The organism is Shewanella polaris, from assembly GCF_006385555.1.
Classification (GTDB): Bacteria; Pseudomonadota; Gammaproteobacteria; order Enterobacterales; family Shewanellaceae; genus Shewanella; species Shewanella polaris.
Genome location: NZ_CP041036.1, coordinates 2,041,162 through 2,058,283, shown reverse-complemented (window position 1 = coordinate 2,058,283; position 17,122 = coordinate 2,041,162). Strand labels below are relative to the sequence as shown.

General features: G+C 38.7%; 14 protein-coding genes. 3 read left to right on the top strand and 11 right to left on the bottom strand.

What is annotated here, in order from left to right; genetic code table 11:
• Window positions 1-166 precede the first annotated feature (166 nt).
• The gene (locus FH971_RS09040; protein ID WP_240778465.1) at window positions 167-487 is read right to left on the bottom strand and encodes a chaperone modulator CbpM; all 321 of its coding nucleotides are present in this window, start codon (window positions 485-487) and stop codon (window positions 167-169) included.
• Window positions 487-1,434, bottom strand: coding sequence for a DnaJ C-terminal domain-containing protein (locus FH971_RS09035; RefSeq protein ID WP_137220845.1), 948 nt, complete (start codon window positions 1,432-1,434; stop codon window positions 487-489). Before FH971_RS09035 ends, FH971_RS09040 begins: the two co-directional genes overlap by 1 nt.
• Before the next feature lie 643 nt (window positions 1,435-2,077).
• Between FH971_RS09035 and FH971_RS09030 the strand changes: the two genes are divergently transcribed.
• Genes FH971_RS09030 through FH971_RS09020 form a run of 3 tightly spaced genes read left to right on the top strand, consistent with a single transcriptional unit; the run spans window position 2,078 to window position 5,293 of the window.
• Window positions 2,078-3,379, top strand: coding sequence for an efflux RND transporter periplasmic adaptor subunit (locus FH971_RS09030; RefSeq protein ID WP_137220847.1), 1,302 nt, complete (start codon window positions 2,078-2,080; stop codon window positions 3,377-3,379).
• 4 nt (window positions 3,380-3,383) lie between these two features.
• On the top strand, window positions 3,384-4,088 hold the full coding sequence (locus tag FH971_RS09025) for an ABC transporter ATP-binding protein (protein WP_206194462.1): 705 nt from the start codon (window positions 3,384-3,386) through the stop codon (window positions 4,086-4,088).
• Complete coding sequence (locus tag FH971_RS09020) at window positions 4,088-5,293, top strand: ABC transporter permease (protein WP_140234078.1); 1,206 nt, start codon at window positions 4,088-4,090, stop codon at window positions 5,291-5,293. The genes FH971_RS09025 and FH971_RS09020 overlap by 1 nt, the downstream gene beginning before the upstream one ends.
• A gap of 19 nt (window positions 5,294-5,312) precedes the next feature.
• Here FH971_RS09020 and FH971_RS09015 read toward each other — a convergent pair whose 3' ends face one another.
• The 9 genes from FH971_RS09015 to FH971_RS08975 form a co-directional block, all read right to left on the bottom strand.
• Window positions 5,313-7,163 (bottom strand): putative bifunctional diguanylate cyclase/phosphodiesterase, encoded by a 1,851-nt coding sequence (locus FH971_RS09015; protein WP_140234077.1) that lies wholly within the window; start codon window positions 7,161-7,163, stop codon window positions 5,313-5,315.
• A 1-nt stretch (window position 7,164) separates the two neighbouring features.
• The gene (locus FH971_RS09010) at window positions 7,165-8,310 is read right to left on the bottom strand and encodes an FIST signal transduction protein (RefSeq protein ID WP_140234076.1); all 1,146 of its coding nucleotides are present in this window, start codon (window positions 8,308-8,310) and stop codon (window positions 7,165-7,167) included.
• Window positions 8,311-8,901: 591 nt separating this feature from the next.
• Window positions 8,902-10,527, bottom strand: coding sequence for a methyl-accepting chemotaxis protein (locus FH971_RS09005; RefSeq protein WP_140234075.1), 1,626 nt, complete (start codon window positions 10,525-10,527; stop codon window positions 8,902-8,904).
• Between the two features lie 495 nt (window positions 10,528-11,022).
• Window positions 11,023-11,262, bottom strand: coding sequence for a hypothetical protein (locus FH971_RS09000; RefSeq protein ID WP_140234074.1), 240 nt, complete (start codon window positions 11,260-11,262; stop codon window positions 11,023-11,025).
• Window positions 11,263-11,294: 32 nt separating this feature from the next.
• Window positions 11,295-12,032 (bottom strand): DNA-binding protein, encoded by a 738-nt coding sequence (locus FH971_RS08995; RefSeq protein WP_140234073.1) that lies wholly within the window; start codon window positions 12,030-12,032, stop codon window positions 11,295-11,297.
• A gap of 134 nt (window positions 12,033-12,166) precedes the next feature.
• Entirely contained in the window at window positions 12,167-12,706 is a 540-nt protein-coding gene (locus FH971_RS08990; protein WP_137220863.1) for a core component of ECF transporter, read from the bottom strand.
• Window positions 12,699-13,385 (bottom strand): energy-coupling factor transporter transmembrane component T, encoded by a 687-nt coding sequence (locus FH971_RS08985; RefSeq protein ID WP_140234072.1) that lies wholly within the window; start codon window positions 13,383-13,385, stop codon window positions 12,699-12,701. Before FH971_RS08985 ends, FH971_RS08990 begins: the two co-directional genes overlap by 8 nt.
• Window positions 13,386-13,398: 13 nt before the next feature.
• Complete coding sequence (locus FH971_RS08980) at window positions 13,399-14,754, bottom strand: ATP-binding cassette domain-containing protein (RefSeq protein ID WP_140234071.1); 1,356 nt, start codon at window positions 14,752-14,754, stop codon at window positions 13,399-13,401.
• A gap of 1 nt (window position 14,755) precedes the next feature.
• Window positions 14,756-16,708, bottom strand: coding sequence for a TonB-dependent receptor plug domain-containing protein (locus FH971_RS08975; protein ID WP_140234070.1), 1,953 nt, complete (start codon window positions 16,706-16,708; stop codon window positions 14,756-14,758).
• Window positions 16,709-17,122 lie beyond the last annotated feature (414 nt).

The following is a 17,122-nucleotide window of genomic DNA, read 5'->3' as shown; positions in this document are numbered from 1 at the left end:
AAAAAACAGCTACAAATTCATCTTGAAAGATAAACGGGCGATAATAATGAACAAATGAACAAATGAACACGCTATTCAATATTGAGAGCACACTTGCAAAGCGGACAATCATTGCTTAAACAAAACACCTAGATTTATTAGATGGTTAATTCTAGACAACATGTCGCTACGCTTTAAATCGTTTTAGTTGCTGTTTTAGCATTAATACTTGTCGTTCTAATTGTTCTCTTTCATCGAGTAATTGTAGAATTAACGCGGTATCTCCCCAATCGAGCGCAAGATCACGCTGAATTCGGGTCGCTTTTTGTACTACAAGCAAATTTTCCACACTAAATTGCCATTGTGCTAATTCAACGCCCTCAAATGGAATCGCGATACTGTGCTCTACAAGTTCAAGCAGCAATGCAGAACTAATATCACTGCACTCACACAGTTCATCGCTACTTAACCAACGGTCTTGTTCGCTTATATTAATTTGCAGCATCATTATTTACTCCAACTGTCACGTGGGTCGAATGTTGTTTTTTCGGCTAATTCAGTCCACAATTTTTTGCTTGTATCATCTGTTGATTTAGGAACAACAATCTTGAGTACCGCATATAAATCACCATGCGCTTTTTTGCTCAGTAACCCTTTACCTTTTATGCGCAAGCGTTGTCCTGATTGACTATTTACCGGAATACTAACTTGAATATTACCCGTTAAAGTCGGGATTTTTAGTTTAGTACCCAGCACCGCTTCCCATGGTGCAATGGGCACAACAATACTCAAATCTTTACCATCAACATCAAATAAAGGATGCGGCGCATAGCGAATTTGTAAATACAGATCGCCATTATCAGCTTTAGTTTGTCCGGCTCCACCCTGCCCTTTAAGGCGAATACGTTCACCATTAGCAACACCAGCAGGAATTTTAACTTTTAAGGATTTAGGTTGCTCAACAATATGACCTCGGGCATCACGCTGTTGCAAAGTAAACGACACGGGTTTGAGTGTGTCTACTAAGGTTTCTTCTAGAAACATCGGGAATTCCATTTCCACATCTTGACCTTTTGCACGTCTAGTTTGGCTACTACGTTGCTGGCCACCTTGCTCAAAACCTGTATGTCGTCCACCGAAAATTGAATTAAAAAAGTCAGAAAACTCTTGATCCGTTTGTGGATCGTTTTGTTGACCCCAACCTTGACCAGCACTGCCCCTGCTTTGGCTTCTATTTAGGTGATGATGACGCAATTCGTCATATTGTGCACGCTCTTCACTATTGTGCAAAACTTCATAGGCTTCACCAATTTCTTTAAATTTTTCTTCTGCTTCAGGATGTTTACTTACATCTGGATGATACTTAACAGCGAGTTTTTTATAGGCTTTTTTTATCGTTTTATCATCAGCATCAGGTTCAACACCTAATATAGTGTAATAGTCTTTAAAATTCATTTTGTCTCCTAAAGAAACAAGTTTGTAATGGGTAATCAGACTGTCTAGGACTAATCAACATTATCTAACCAACATAAATAAGTTTAGTCCTTGAGATAAATAATACGCTTGATCTTGATCAAATCTACTACATTATATTAAGTTTAGTAAATAAGCATTATGTAAACCAAAAAACGATATATTCTTACTATAAAATGCCACAAGAGCAAAAATATTCTGTTGATTAAAAAGATAAAAAATACTTTCAACACATTTATATGTCTACGTATATGTCTACGGTTTCGGCTTTAATATTACGCTTGCTCATTAAAGTCTGCCATAGGACTATCGATTTATTATTTGATGCTTATTTGACACGATAAGTCCCTTTGTATCCTATCTCGCGATATAAAATGCATTTAAAAATACTGTTAACAACATCACTCTAGCTAGCATATGCTTTGAAAATGAGCGAATACTCGTCATGTTTATTAATCATGACTAATTTGCCTTGATATATCTCATTAAATTGACTGAGATCACATTGCTTGTCCAGCTAACCATTACACTATTTAAATAGCAGTCCTCGAGTATGTCGAGGACAATTGTCTAACGTAAAGGACCCCTGCCTTGATATATATTCTAATAATAAAAGGTGCATGACATGGCACCAGAGAGGCAAAAGCCGATAACTACACAGGGTAATGATATTCGTCAAACTCTGGGACTTGATCAATCTAATGGAAAGAAAAAATCCGTTAAAAAATGGTTTTGGGGCACTGGGGTCATTGTTGTTATCGCTATTCTAGTATGGCAAATGTGGAGTAGTAGTCAGTCACAAACGCTGCAATATAAAACAGCCAATGTCAGCCGTGGATCTTTAAGTATTACTGTTACGGCTACAGGTACACTACAACCCGTCAATCAAGTTGAAGTTGGCTCAGAAATTTCTGGTACGATTAAAACTGTATTGGTGGATTTTAACGATTACGTTAAAAAAGGCCAAATACTTGCCAACATGAACACAGACCAGTTGCAGACCAAAGTTAATCAAGCAAAAGCATATCTTGATTCGGCTAAAGCACAGGTTAAACAAGTAGAAGCAACTATTTTAGAAACTCACAAAGCCCTAATTCGTTACCGAGAACTGGTAAATAAAGGCTTATATTCAATACAAGAGTTGGACATATCACAAGCGTCGTATGATCGAGCGATCGCGAACCTTACCAGTGCTAAAGCATTAGTAGCTCAATCTCAAGCAGCTTTAGATGCAGAATTAACAACTCTGGCGAAAGCCACCATACACTCACCCATTGATGGCATTGTATTAATTCGTGATGTTGAGCCTGGCCAAACAATGGCCGCTTCTTTTCAAACACCAGTCATGTTTACATTGGCCGAAAACCTCGCTCAAATGGAATTACATGTCGACGTAGATGAAGCTGACGTAGGCCAAATTATGGTTGGCCAAGAAGCATCGTTTACCGTTGATGCTTATGCCGATAAAAATTTCCCTGCCACAATCACAGATATCCATTTTGCTTCGCAAACTATTGACGGAGTAGTGACTTATGAAACGGTTCTCAGTGTTGACAATTCAGCATTATTACTGCGCCCAGGAATGACGGCAACGGCAGATATACTGGTTAAAAAAATTCAAAATACTTTATTGGTACCTAATGCTGCACTACGTTTTAAACCATCTAAAGAGGATACCAATACCACTAACCAAGGAGGCTTTATGAAAAATATAATGCCTCGACCTCCGAGTATTTCCAAGACTCAAGTTGATACCAATGACATTGAAAAAGATCAGCAGCAAGTGTGGACACTGCGAGATAACCAACCGGTAGCGATTAATGTTTCAACGGGGTCAACCAATGGAATCAATACCGAAATCACCAGTGGCGATATTATCAACGAGATGCCATTGATCATCGATACTGTCAGTAATCAAAGTGAATAATTCAATCGCTAGTCAACATCCTCTTATTGAACTCAGGGGAGTAAGTAAGATTTATGGCACTGGCCAAGCCGAGATGCAGGCTTTGGCTGGGGTGAATTTAACCATTGAGCGTGGTGATTTTGTTGCAGTGATGGGACCCAGTGGTTCAGGAAAATCAACCTGTATGAATGTATTGGGCTGCCTAGATACCCCCACGGCAGGCCAATATCTGTTTGATGGTATAGATGTCGGTTCACTAAGCCGCGATCAATTGGCGCTTCTAAGGCGTAATTACCTTGGATTTATCTTTCAGGGATTCAACTTACTCAACAGAACCTCTGCATTAGAAAATGTCGAATTACCGTTAATTTATCGCGGTTTGCCAGCCGGCGAACGTCGTGAGCGTGCGTTAAACGCACTAAATATAGTGGGGTTGAGTGGTTGGGAACATCATACACCAGGTGAATTATCAGGTGGCCAACAGCAACGGGTTGCCATCGCTAGAGCTATAGTCACTCAACCATCAGTATTATTAGCCGACGAACCCACCGGCAATTTAGACTCTTCACGTAGCCGAGAAATTATGGAGCTACTTAGTAGGTTTAATCTCGAACAAGGTATTACCATTGTTATGGTAACTCATGAGCCAGACATGGCGGCATTTGCCAAACGTCAGATCCATTTTATCGATGGCCACGTTGTCAAAGATGATAGCAGAGGGGCACGCTAATGTTATGGAATGCTGTGTTACTGGCAATGAGAGAAATACGCCGTAACCTTATGCGCTCATTCCTCACTGTATTAGGTATTGTGATAGGTGTTGCTGCGGTAATCATTATGGTTACCATTGGCGGCGGCGCCACTTTACAGGTAACAGAACAAGTAGCTAGCCTTGGCAGTAATTTGTTATTGGTCTCACCAGGTCAGAGAATGGGCATGGGCCAACGCTCATCGGCATCAGCATTTCACTTAGCAGACGCTGAAGCAATTGCTCGAGAGATCAGCAATATCAGTGCCGTCGCCCCTTCGTCATCTCAGGGTGCAACTGTGGTTTACGGTAATGAAAACTGGAGTACCAGCATTATGGGCTCCACCAATCAATTTTTCGTTGCTGGTAACTGGATTTTCGCGTCAGGACGAGCATTTACCCAAAGTGAATTACGTGCAGGTAAAGCCATATGCGTTATCGGAGAAAGCGTTCGTAAACAACTGTTTGGTGAACAAAACCCATTAGGCCAAAAAATACGATTAGAAAAATTCTCATGTGAAATCATAGGGTTATTGGATGCCAAAGGACAGTCAACCATGGGTTCAGATCAAGACGACTTAGTGGTGATCCCCCTACGCACTTTTCAGCGCCGTTTAGCCGGTAACCAAGATATTAAACTTATTCAAATTTCGGTTAACGATGGCGAATCGACCCAAAAAGTAAAACAGGCCATTGGTGAATTATTGCGTGAACGCCGCCATATAGCGAGTAACGAAGAAGACGACTTTACCGTTATGGACATGAAAGAAATATCCAATATGCTCAGTGGTATCACAAAAGTATTAACCACTTTACTCGGTGCTGTTGCGGCAGTGAGTTTACTTGTTGGTGGTATTGGTATTATGAATATCATGCTGGTATCGGTCACCGAACGCACACGGGAAATAGGTATTCGTCTTGCCATTGGTGCTATGGAGCGAGAAGTGTTATTACAGTTTTTAGTAGAAGCAGTAATGTTGTCTTCATTGGGTGGAATTATTGGCATAATACTGGCGTTAATTGGATCCGTTGCGTTAGCGAACTTAATGCATATTCCCTTTGTCTTCAATCTAAGTATTGTGGTGGTGTCTTTCCTATTCTCAGCGGCTGTAGGTGTTATTTTTGGATACTTCCCTGCCCGTAAAGCCGCACAATTGGATCCTATAGAAGCCTTGCGCCATGAGTAAAGATGTAGAGACTAAATTTTTATTTTAACGTGTACTGCTCTGTGACTAACAAAAAGAAGTCATTTATTGATATTGGCTTATAGTAGAAATATCCCTGAAAAGCCTTACATCCCAAGGCTTTTAGAGTATTCACTTCGGCTTCTGTTTCTACTCCCTCTGCAATAAGGTCTAAATTAAACGTTCGCGCAATTAACATGGTGGCTTCAACAATGGCACGGCTATCATCGCGTTTATCGATAAGGGTAACAAAACTTCTATCAATTTTAATTTTATCTACGGGTAAGTGTTTAAGATAACTTAACGAGGAATATCCTGTTCCAAAATCATCAATGGATACTTCAAAGCCTATCTTTTTTAACGCCGTTATTTTAGCGACAGCCAAGTCGACATCTTCCAACATGGCACTTTCTGTTAATTCCAACTCTATATTACAAACGGTTATTTGATGTTTATTAATAATGGCAGTGATACGTTCAATCAAATCAGCTTGATAAAATTGTTTCGCACTTAAGTTTATTGCCAACGTTATTGGTTTTGTCAATGAAAGTGCCTGAAGAGATTTTATACATAAGCAAGCCTGTTCAAATATCCATTCCCCAAGTGGAATAATGAAACCCGTCTTTTCTGCAATACCAATAAATTCCATCGGAGCAATATTGCCAAGCTCAGAATGATTCCATCGAATTAATAATTCGGCCCCAATAATGTGACCATTATCGTCAACTTGAGGTTGTGCCACCATAAAGAAGTCATTTTGAGTTAGTGCCTTACGCATATCGGTATCGAGTAAATATCGACGCCGAGTTTGTTTCTCCATATCTTGCTGATAAAAGACAGCACAGGTTCCCGTCGCAGTCTTGGCTTTTGACATGGCTAAGTCACCCTGCATAAACACAGTATAGGCATCACTACTGTTTGCAGAAAAATAGGTAACACCAATGCTAGCATTCACATCAATACTGCGCTTATCAATAAGATAGTTTGTGGTAAAACATTGATTAATTTGCCTGAGAAACTCATCAATATATATTTTAAGATTTAACTGACTAGGGCACAAAATAACAAATTCATCACCGGAAAAACGTCCTAAAATTTCATGCTGTTTACAAATAAGTTGTAATCGTTGAGCAACTTGGCAAAGCAAATTATCACCAACGTGGTGCCCAAGAGAATCATTAATATCCCTAAATCCATCTAAATCGATATAAATTAAGGCTCCAGAAAATGCATTGCTACTACATTGTTCTATCTGTTGATTAAGCTCATTAATTAAACGGGTTCGATTAGGTAAACCTGTTAACTCATCATGAAATGCAATATAGGTTAGTTGATGCTCTGCTTGTTTTCGGCGCTCAACTTCATTAACCATCTGTGTGTGCTGTAAAGAAGACCTACATGCGTAAAAAAGATCTTTTACCGCTGGGGTAATAGCATTGATGACCTGAGGAGGCAATGATTTATCAATGCGCTCAAGTACAAAAATGGCTTGATTGGAGAAGGCAAAAATATGATAAAAAGTATTCTGATGTATTATCTGCTTACTAACAACATAATCTGTAGGCTGTGTTCGAAATATTTGCTTAAAAAACAGGTTGATGGCAGAAACTTGTTCGGGATTACATGCCGTAATACTTGGCATACTTATCCTTCCCCAATCGTTGCAAACAACTTCCTCAGTGGTAAACAAATCGCCGGCTAATTTCCTTGGAATGTATAAATAAGCCGCCTTAACCGATAAACGACGAATACAAGTTTCCATATACTTTCGGCACAATGGCCTAAAATCAGTATTAGCATTAAGACTTCGGGTAATTTCATACTGTATTGAAACAAGTTCTAATGTCGCTAGATTGGATGTAGAGTCACTCATGTTACATCCCTCCAAGCACAATCGTCTTATTCAAGAATTGAATTGCACCCTGGTTAGAATTTTTTATTTCCCCAATCGACAGCACGCCAACAATAATATTTCCACCAGCAAATTGGTTATTAATCGCGTCAAGTTCCAACTGGTAATCACTTTGTAAGTGAAATGCTCGAGAAATACAGTCAATTAAAAATACATGGCGTATTTTATCGGTTTTATTCGGGGATAATTTAGCTGCGAATTGGGCACCAGCATCACTGGCAGCAGAAATTAATACCTCTTTCGTAGCATGGAGTATATAAACCAAACTATTTTCAGCGACATTACCAACACAAACTAGGCTATTTTCATTAACTGAAATAATGTCCCTGACTAAATATTCTTCGTCTAATTGCTTCAATCCAAAAGGATAACAGTGAAGATATTTATTTATATTTTCTTTGGTAATATCGATACCGCTAAGTAAAGATATCGCTTCACTAAATATCTCAACAGCAGGTTGATAATTCAAACTATGGATAACATTTTCATAAGCTTCAGTAACAAGGTAGGGACCTGCAATCTTTGGTAAATCATGCTTACCGACTACTTGAATTTTGTAGGAGTTCGATAAACAAAATATAATAGCGGCATTTCTGAAACACCCCTGCACATCGGCAATGCTCATATTAAAACGGTTATCAATATCGCCAACACCGGCACCAATTAAGGTTCTGTCACTCCCCAGTTTTTCATAAACGGTAGCAATGAATGGTTCAACAGCATGGCTTAACCCATCAACAAATATGAAAGCAGAACCGAAACTGCCGTTATCGGCCACAAACTGCTGCAGTTGATGACATAACACATCATGACTAGCTGCAATATTAGGAATAATTAAACTTGTTATAGGGTCTTTGAAACCAATGACGAGTACTCCCCGATAGCTATAATGGTTTCCGTATACTACCCCTGGAATGATACAGGCATTCAAGGGCACAGATGTTACTGCAGCAAGGTTAGGTATCGATTCGATTCGCACTGTTGACTGGCTGGCAATTAAAACGACGATATACTTTGCATCAGCACTTATTGAACGCTCTATGAGTTCCACGACATTTTCTTCTGTCGCATCGTCACAAAACTCTATGTTGGTAAACATCATTGTCATTATTTATCTGAGATCCCTATCATCAAATACACAACTAATCATAGTCGATAACAAAGTAAATTTACTAATTAAAATAACTTATTGAGGGATACATCACATTAAACTGTTATTGATTCTGCAAAGCAATAAAGACTGTTATCTCATATGGTTGAATTATTCCAACGCCCAAACTAATTTAACCGCTCAGTGTCTTTGTTAATCATGCTTACACTACCTAGTATGACATCCATTTAAGTATCGTCATTACATCGATAATGCATTGCGCTCACCCGATGTTTTCTTCTATATATTAAATGCTAACACTGACAGATTATTCAAAAGCCAATATCATTAAGGTTTCGACCGATGCATGATCGCATTAATATTATAATTAACTGCACTCACAAAAATTAACCATAACGTTAAAATAGTACTGATAAAATTATTCAACTTTCATCCAGTTTCAGCTTGGTTTGAAAATTAATATAAATGTCATTTATAAAGTTTTTTTATGGATTATTTGTTGAGAGGGTATAAATTCAAGCGGATTATTGTTAATACAGACAGATACCGAAAATGGTGTCTGTCTGCTTAGTGCTAACTGCGTTAAGCCTAGGTTCTGAATTGTTTGACGTTTAATTCTAACGTTTGAGCTAACTCTTCAAGTTGATGACTAGCTGCAGTAATTTTACTCGCCTCTTGCTGAGCCAACGATGAAGATTGGGTGATTTGACTAAAGTTTTGGTTTATTTCAGCGGCAACCACCGATTGCTGTTCAGCGGCAGTAGCAATTTGTGTGTTCATATCACTTATCTTTATGACAGAAACATTGATTGCGGTTAACGATTCGCCAGCACATTTGGCCTGTTCCACGCTGGTATTGGCTTGATTTTTACCTTCATCCATAACCGTAACTGCTTTAACAGAACTGGTGCGCATATTTTCAATAACGACTTGAATTTGGCGAGTTGATTCTTGTGTACGTTGGGCAAGATTACGCACTTCGTCAGCAACAACAGCAAAGCCACGCCCCTGCTCCCCAGCCCGAGCAGCTTCAATAGCGGCATTCAATGCCAATAAATTTGTTTGTTCAGAAATAGCCTGTATTACATCTAACACAGAGCCAATCTGTTGGCTGTCTTGAGATAATAAGTTAATGATATCTGCAGCTTCGCTAACTTTTATAGCTAACAAATTAATATCGGCTTGGGTTTTACTCACTTCAAGCTGACCAGCATTAAATTCATTGGTTGCCGTTTGCGCTAACATTGCAGCTTCACTAGTGTGACTAGCAACTTCTGCCACTGTAGCCGACATTTGCGTAATAGCTGCAGCACCTTGATCAGTTGCTAGTTTTTGATTATTAATTAAATGCTCATTTTGTTTCGCCGTTTGGTATAAATCTTTAGACGATGATAATAATTTACTCGCAGCTGTCATTGAGTTTTTGGTAATTTCAGCCAAATTAACGGCTAAGTCTTGTACTGCGCATAGAATACTATTGGGTGTTGTAACGTCTATTTTAACAGTAAGGTCGCCTGCGGCAATTTGTTGGATTACCTTCGCGGCATACTCTGGTTCACCACCGATAATATTTTTTAGCTGTTTTACAGAAGTGAAAGCAACGATGCTGCCTATAATTAATGCTATTACGGTAACAACAAGCATGACCGACTGGAAGCTAGTTGTTTGCTCTCTTGCAGCAGAAACTTGATGTTGAATTTGTGATTCTTGATAATCAATGAGTTTATTGACTCTTTTTAACCAGTCGCTATATAAAGGAGAAACTGTCGTCAACAAATATTCTGCTGCCGCTTCATTACGATTTGTATTAATCATACCAAGCAAGGTTGCAGTTGAGGTTAAAGTAGTGATTTCAATTTCTTTGATGTCTTGTAACAGCGTTAACTCTTCATCATTGTGTTGCACGTTTTCATACATGCTATCGAGCTTTTTTGCCGCTATTTGGTAATAATTATTCAAGCGGACTATATCGTCCTGATGCTTCTTCGATAAACCTTTATTATTAACTAAAACAGAATCTCGAATTGAAATAGCTCTATCATGTACACTACCTCTAAAATTAATCGCTTGGCGCTGCTCAACAGCAGATTGCTCTGATAATTTAGTTAAATTGTTATCTGCGATACTAATTTTCACCAAACCAAACAAGGTTATACCAACCATAATTACCAGTAGAGTTGCAAACCCAAAGTACAAACGACTTATTATTCTCATTGTAAAAACCTTTGTATGTGATGATATTTTATCAATATATGTTACCAAACTTGGCTAAACGACATTGGTAGCCTAATGTGTTGTATTTATTAAATAAGAACTTCGAAAAAAACCAGATCAGATGTATTGTCAACCAAGCTTAGTTCATAATGATTTAATTGGAATTTTATTTTAAAGCTCTGCGATAATAGAGAAATTACCATTCCAACCCATCATTTTTTGCTGATATGTTTAACGGAGCATCAAAAACTTGGTCGGTAAGCTTAATGAACTCAGATACAGATGTATACTGTTAAGATACTAAATTGATAGATAATATTAGTCTATTTAATAAACAAACAAGAAATAATCGAGATTCCAGACAAACACAATTGAATCAAAATGGCTATTTCGGTTTTACAAAAATAGCCATTTGGGTTCTATTAGTGGTTTAAATAAATGAAAAAAATAGTGGTGACTGAAATAAAGCAAATGGTATTGAATGCAGCATTTATCTTATTTAATGATACCTTTATTTAATGCAACACATTCAAAGCTAGTCATTGTCCATCGGCGATATTGACAGTTATAACAAGAACGCAGTTCATCATCAATTTGTTCATCTTCATCATCAGCAGTAAAAAAATGACATTGCAGTGCCACTGCTCTAGCCTTGCCATATTGTCCCAATCCCGTCCGAAAAATCCATTGGGTTCCATTTTGCTCAAATTCCTTTCGAACTGATATTGGGTCCATTTTTATACCTCCCCGAGTGTCAGGATAGTTGTTCAATAATGCTGTAAAACTTGTTTACTGGCATTGCACCACACATTAGCGTCTCGATTAACTAACAATACGAACTTATGATTAAGATAAACCGCCTTCACTTTGCCTTTAAGTTGGACCGTCTCATCAAGCTTGAGTTGATACTCATCGGTGCTCATAACTGCATCAAGGCCTGTTTTAGCAAGAATATCGGCCACGCTTAATTCATGTGGAACCTCGTCAGACTGCCCGAGTTTAATTTTTCCTTTAACGCGTCCATCATTGCCCAACAAACGTAAACCTAATCCGGCTAAAGCTCCAATAATACCCTGGCCCGTTCCGCCATGTTCCGTCAAACTTATGTTCTGTTGCTCGGCCAATGCATAAGCCGTGGCTTTAGTGATAACTTCTGATTTAGCTTTACGGCCAAAGTCTATCAGCGCAGATGCATCAAATACGGAGCCAGTGTCAAGAATGGCAATCCCAGGGTCTGCTGCAGGTGCAGATTCAGCGACTAAATGAGCGACTGCAAGCTTAAGAATTTCATCTTGTGGTAATGGTGAACACAAATGAAAACACATAGCACTGTTGTGGGATGTATAGGGAATATCAGGGTGCACAAACAACTGATGACGAGTAATAAAAGATACTTTCCCGCCTGAAACCTCAGCAAGTATTTGTGCTATTTCTTCGGCTATTTCACCAGTGCCTTTAGTGCCTATATCATCGGTATCGTCGATACAAATCAGCCAGTTTTTCATTTTATATCCTGAATTTTGTTAATAACTCTATAGTATTTTTTCTTCTTAATTCGGGCTAAAAGATGAAATTTAGGAGCCGAAATCAGAATGTTTCACTGATTTGATATCAAACAGTTCTTTGTCCAAAATTAACGTTATCTATCTGTTTTTAGTAAATCATGAGCTTTCAGCCTAGCGAGTACCGGAGGCACCAATAATGCTCCCAATATGGCAAAGAAACCGCCTTGCAATATACTGATACCCCATTGAATGAACATTACATCCAGTGCCATTCCAGCAAGCATGTTAGCCAGTGCCACTTTCCCAGCCCAGGCAATACAGCCTGAAATTCCTAGAATCACACAGCGCCAATGAATGTTCATACTTAATGGCAAAAGTAGCGCAACTAAATCCATGCTGATGGCGGGTAATATAAACTTCAACAGGATCAAAGGTCCTCCTTTACCAACACCTAGAGCCATAGCGACAAACCCAGCAATAGCACCACAGGCCGTAATACTTCCGAAACGACCTAACACCCCGTAACAAATTAAATAGAAAAAACTGGTTAAAAACATCGTATGTCCTGACAAGCCAATATTCAGCCTTAATAACCCAGTTAATGCAACCAGCAATGTGGCACAAAAGCCCACAAATAGAGAGTCTTGGAGACTCAAAGAACGTTTATTATTCATCGTTTTCTCTAGGTGAATGCCAATGTGTTGGTCGTGGATGTTGACCAAAATGACGACTGTGTGCCGCTACCGCCATTTGGTGTGATAACTTTAATAACAGGATCAATGCAGGAAAGAGCACACAATAAACTAGCTCAGACCAATTTTTGGGGTTACGCAGTGCCTTGGGTGTGATACGCGCACCTCGTAGACACTGGATCTGATATATCTCGCGGATTTCATCTAACATATAAGGCAGTAAGCTTAAGGAGGCTGCGACCACAAAGGCCCATTTTTTGGGTAAAAATGAACTCAGCACTTCGCCAATGCGCTCTGGTGCAACAGTAATACAAAGCCACCAACTGGGAATGGTTGCCAATACAATGCGTACCACGACCACAGAACCATCAATTAATGATCCAATACCATAGAGCATTAAATACAAACCCAAAGTGATGATGAGTTGGATTAAAGCAAGTTTAACCACGCCCCATATATTACCGCGACATAACAAGCCATGAATGACTAATAGTCCATTGATCCCGACCAGAAATAACAATAAAGATGTAGGTAGTACAAAAGCACAAGCAGATAGCACGCACACCAATAGTAATGACAATGCACAACTCACGGTTTCCCGACGTTCTGGACCCCATGTATTAAACCATTGGATACCACCCAATCGGCCTCTAGCCTTCATTTTTATTTCCCATTTAAATACTCTCCTCTTGTAACAGACCTTCACGCAGGCCAAATTGCCGAGAAATAGCATGATGCTTAATGCTTCTATGACTACTGAGTAAAATAGTACAGCCCTGAGATTGCAAACGTTCAAGCAAGTACCACACTTTGCTGTAGTAAAACTTATCCATTCCCGCCAGAGGATCGTCTAATAACAATAACTTAGGTTGTAAACATGCTAACGATGCAAGGGCAATGATATGCTGTTGACCGTATGACAATGTATGTGGTGACAAATTAGATAATGTAGTTAATTCAAGCTCCTCCAGCATTTCCGTCGCACGAATTTGGGGAAGATCAAAACGCTTTAAGCTAAATTGCATTTCAGCTAACACATTAGTTTCAAATAATTGTCGACTCGGTCTTTGCATTAAAAAACCCAGTTCAGCCCCATAAACCCCAAGTTTTGGAGTCCGTTCTAAGACAGTTAAAGGCAACCGTTTCTTTAAACTGAGTACGCCAGCTAATGCCCTCAATAAACTTGTTTTCCCCGAGCCATTATCCCCAATTAAGCTAACAATTTCTCCTGCATATAATGTTAAATCTTGTGGACAGGTAAACAACTTAGGATTGCCATCAAATCTAAATTCAAACGCTTTAGCACTAATAACCACATCATCTATAAACTCCTCCTCTTCCTTTCTACAACTTTTTTGTTGCGAACCGAGTTGCGGTCTAAGATCACTGTTGATGCTATAAATACCTTCGGATAAATCCCCGTCGTCAAACTGCCAATAATATTGAATAATGTCAGCAAAGGCATGAGGGTTGTGCTCTACCAACACAAGAGCCATACCATCTTGGATAAGATTGTGCAGTACAGCCAAAAGCTCACTTACCCCCTTGTCGTCTAATTGTGCCCAAGGCTCATCTAGCAAGAGTAAATTAGGTTCGCATACCAACTGAGAAGCCATTATAAGACGATATTTTTGACCAAGCGAAAGAGTGTTCACTTTAGTATCAAGGCGCATATGTAAACCCACACGTCTTAACGCTAATTGAACTTTCGGTAACATGTCCTTCGCAGGTACACCAATATTTTCCAGAGTAAATGCCACTTCGGCACCCACAGTATTGCGTAATAGTTGGGTTTGCGGGTCTTGAGTCACAAGACCCGCAAGAAGTTGAGGATTAGACCAAATGTCACCGTCATGTGGATGATTGAGCACACCTGCAAGCAAATTTAATAAACTAGACTTACCCGATCCTGTTGGACCGCTCACGCAATGGCATTGACCACGACTAATCACCAAGTTGATATTTTGCAATACCTTTGGTAAATGGCTGCCATAGCTAACGCTAACATTCTTTAGCTCAAGTAATTTAATCTTATATCTGCCAGTTCACGCCAACAAAGACCTGACGTCCCGCTTGAGGTAAAGACTCACTCTGATAATAATTTTCATCTAACAAGTTGGTTGAACGTATGTATAGCTCTAACTTCTCATTAATGAGAGGGTAAGCAAAATTCACATCAACTAATGTATAATTATCAAGTGATTGCTGTTGATATTGAGTTTTACCATCAATTTTCACCTTGGCGGCATATACTTGATCTAATATACGCTCTACATTTATATTCATCTTAAGTTCAAATGGAAGCTCATAGTTTACTTGCCAACGCAGTTGGTGACGTGGACGGTACTGTAATGAATCTAACGTATCATCATCGTCCATTTCCTCCGAATCAAGATAGCTATATGAAAAACGTAAATCTAACTTATCAATGCTATTGTTATTAATTTGAAAATCAATCCCTTTAAATTTATAACGATCCATGTTTTGATAAAAATCATCGTTATCTTTGGCGATATAATTTTTAGCATCGGTGTAATAGCCATATAATGAAAAATCAGTATCTGCAGGTAAATTCTGCTCTAAGCCAAGCTCTACGTGCTTAGACTCTTCTGCTTCTAAATCACTATTACCAGCGGATAATGAATACAAGTTTTCCATCGATGGGAAACGGACTTTACGTGCAACACTTAAACTTAAACGTGAATCTTTGGCAACTTGCCAATAACTCGACGCCATAGCTGAATAGTTATCGTCAGTACTGTCTGAATTATCTAGGGAATGAAAAGCTGCACCTAATGTAAAACCGTATTGCAGTTCAGAATGATATTGATACTCTGCAGCTGCGGTATATAACCAAGCAGAATCATCTATGTTGTCTGGATCATCAATCGCAATCGTTGATTCCCAGCTTTGTTTTTCCGCAATAACAGACGTTGTCAATAAACCGACATTTTTCAAATCAGTAATCAGCTGTAAATTAATACCTTGTACTACGGAACTACTATCTTGGGTTTCTTTTAAATCTAGGTAGGTTTCATCTTTGTAAGACGCTTCTAACATATCGGTTTGATTGTGATAACCAAAGCCACGAATAATAAAAGTATCGTTAAATTCATGAGCTAGACCTAACTGTAAAGTATGTTCATCAAAATCATCAACACGTTCAAACTTCACACTTCCAGTACCTGTACCATCGCGAGACGGTTTGCCCCAATCGCCATTACGAAATGCCATATTGGTAATAAGTTGGGTTTTGTCAGATAACCAATAACTTCCTTGAGCATAAACATTGGTAACTTCTTTATCTGAATTTTCACGCAAGTTATCGTCTTGATATTCTGTAGCTTCAAAATCATCTGACATTGGGTAAGCATCAGTTTGTTGTCGACTTACACTCATTAACCCCTGCCAATCATCACCTGAACCAGCGGCACTAATATCACCATTAAAGGTGTCGTTTTCACCCGATTCTAGGCGACCTGACAAAGATGGAGCTGTGCTACCCTGCTTTGTAATAATATTGATAACACCACCAGCACCACTTGGTCCATAAAGTACCGAAGTTGGTCCAACAGATACTTCTATTGATGCAATTTGGCTGGTAGGAATAACGCTAGGATTAAATTGCCCGTCACCGGCACTGCTCATTGGCACACCATTAACAAGTAATGTGACATGACGACTCTTAAAACCTCGGATATCAACTCTTGGTGTACCATCTCCGCCCACACGAATGTAAACCCCGGGCACATTCTTTAGAACTTGTTCTAACGTTTGGGCTCCTGAAGCTCGGATCTCTTCATCATTGATGCTCCAATGAGTCGTAGCCATATCTCTGGGTTGACCACCGTCACCATGAACAACAATGACTTCATTGATATTAAGTAAAGGATCACGGCTAATTTCATCAGCCTGTACTGTAAAACAAAGTCCAATAGCCAAGGTTACAGTTGAAAGTTTAAAAGTAGTTTTCCTAGAGATCATATTAGTACTGCCATGTATATAATTTAATGATTAATCTATTTTAATACGTTATATAACAACTTCAATTGTAGCGATTATCGATATCGACTTAGATCTAATATTTTCTAAATACGTGATCACTACCTTGCACCCGACTAACCTATCATTAAATAAAAATCTGTGAGATATGTTTCATTTTTCATTAGTATTACGGTGTATTAACCATGTTATTAATAATGTAAATAAAAATGAAAATAGTTTTATTTACATTGTTAACATTAAAGCTGAGTAGCTAATTGATTAAAATATCTTATTTAAATATAAGTCTAGGATGTATTCCATTATTAAAAAGACCTTTAAGGATTATAAATAGAACAGTCAATAAATGACCCCGTATTGATTTTTAAATTAATAAAAAGTCAAACTAATGCTTTC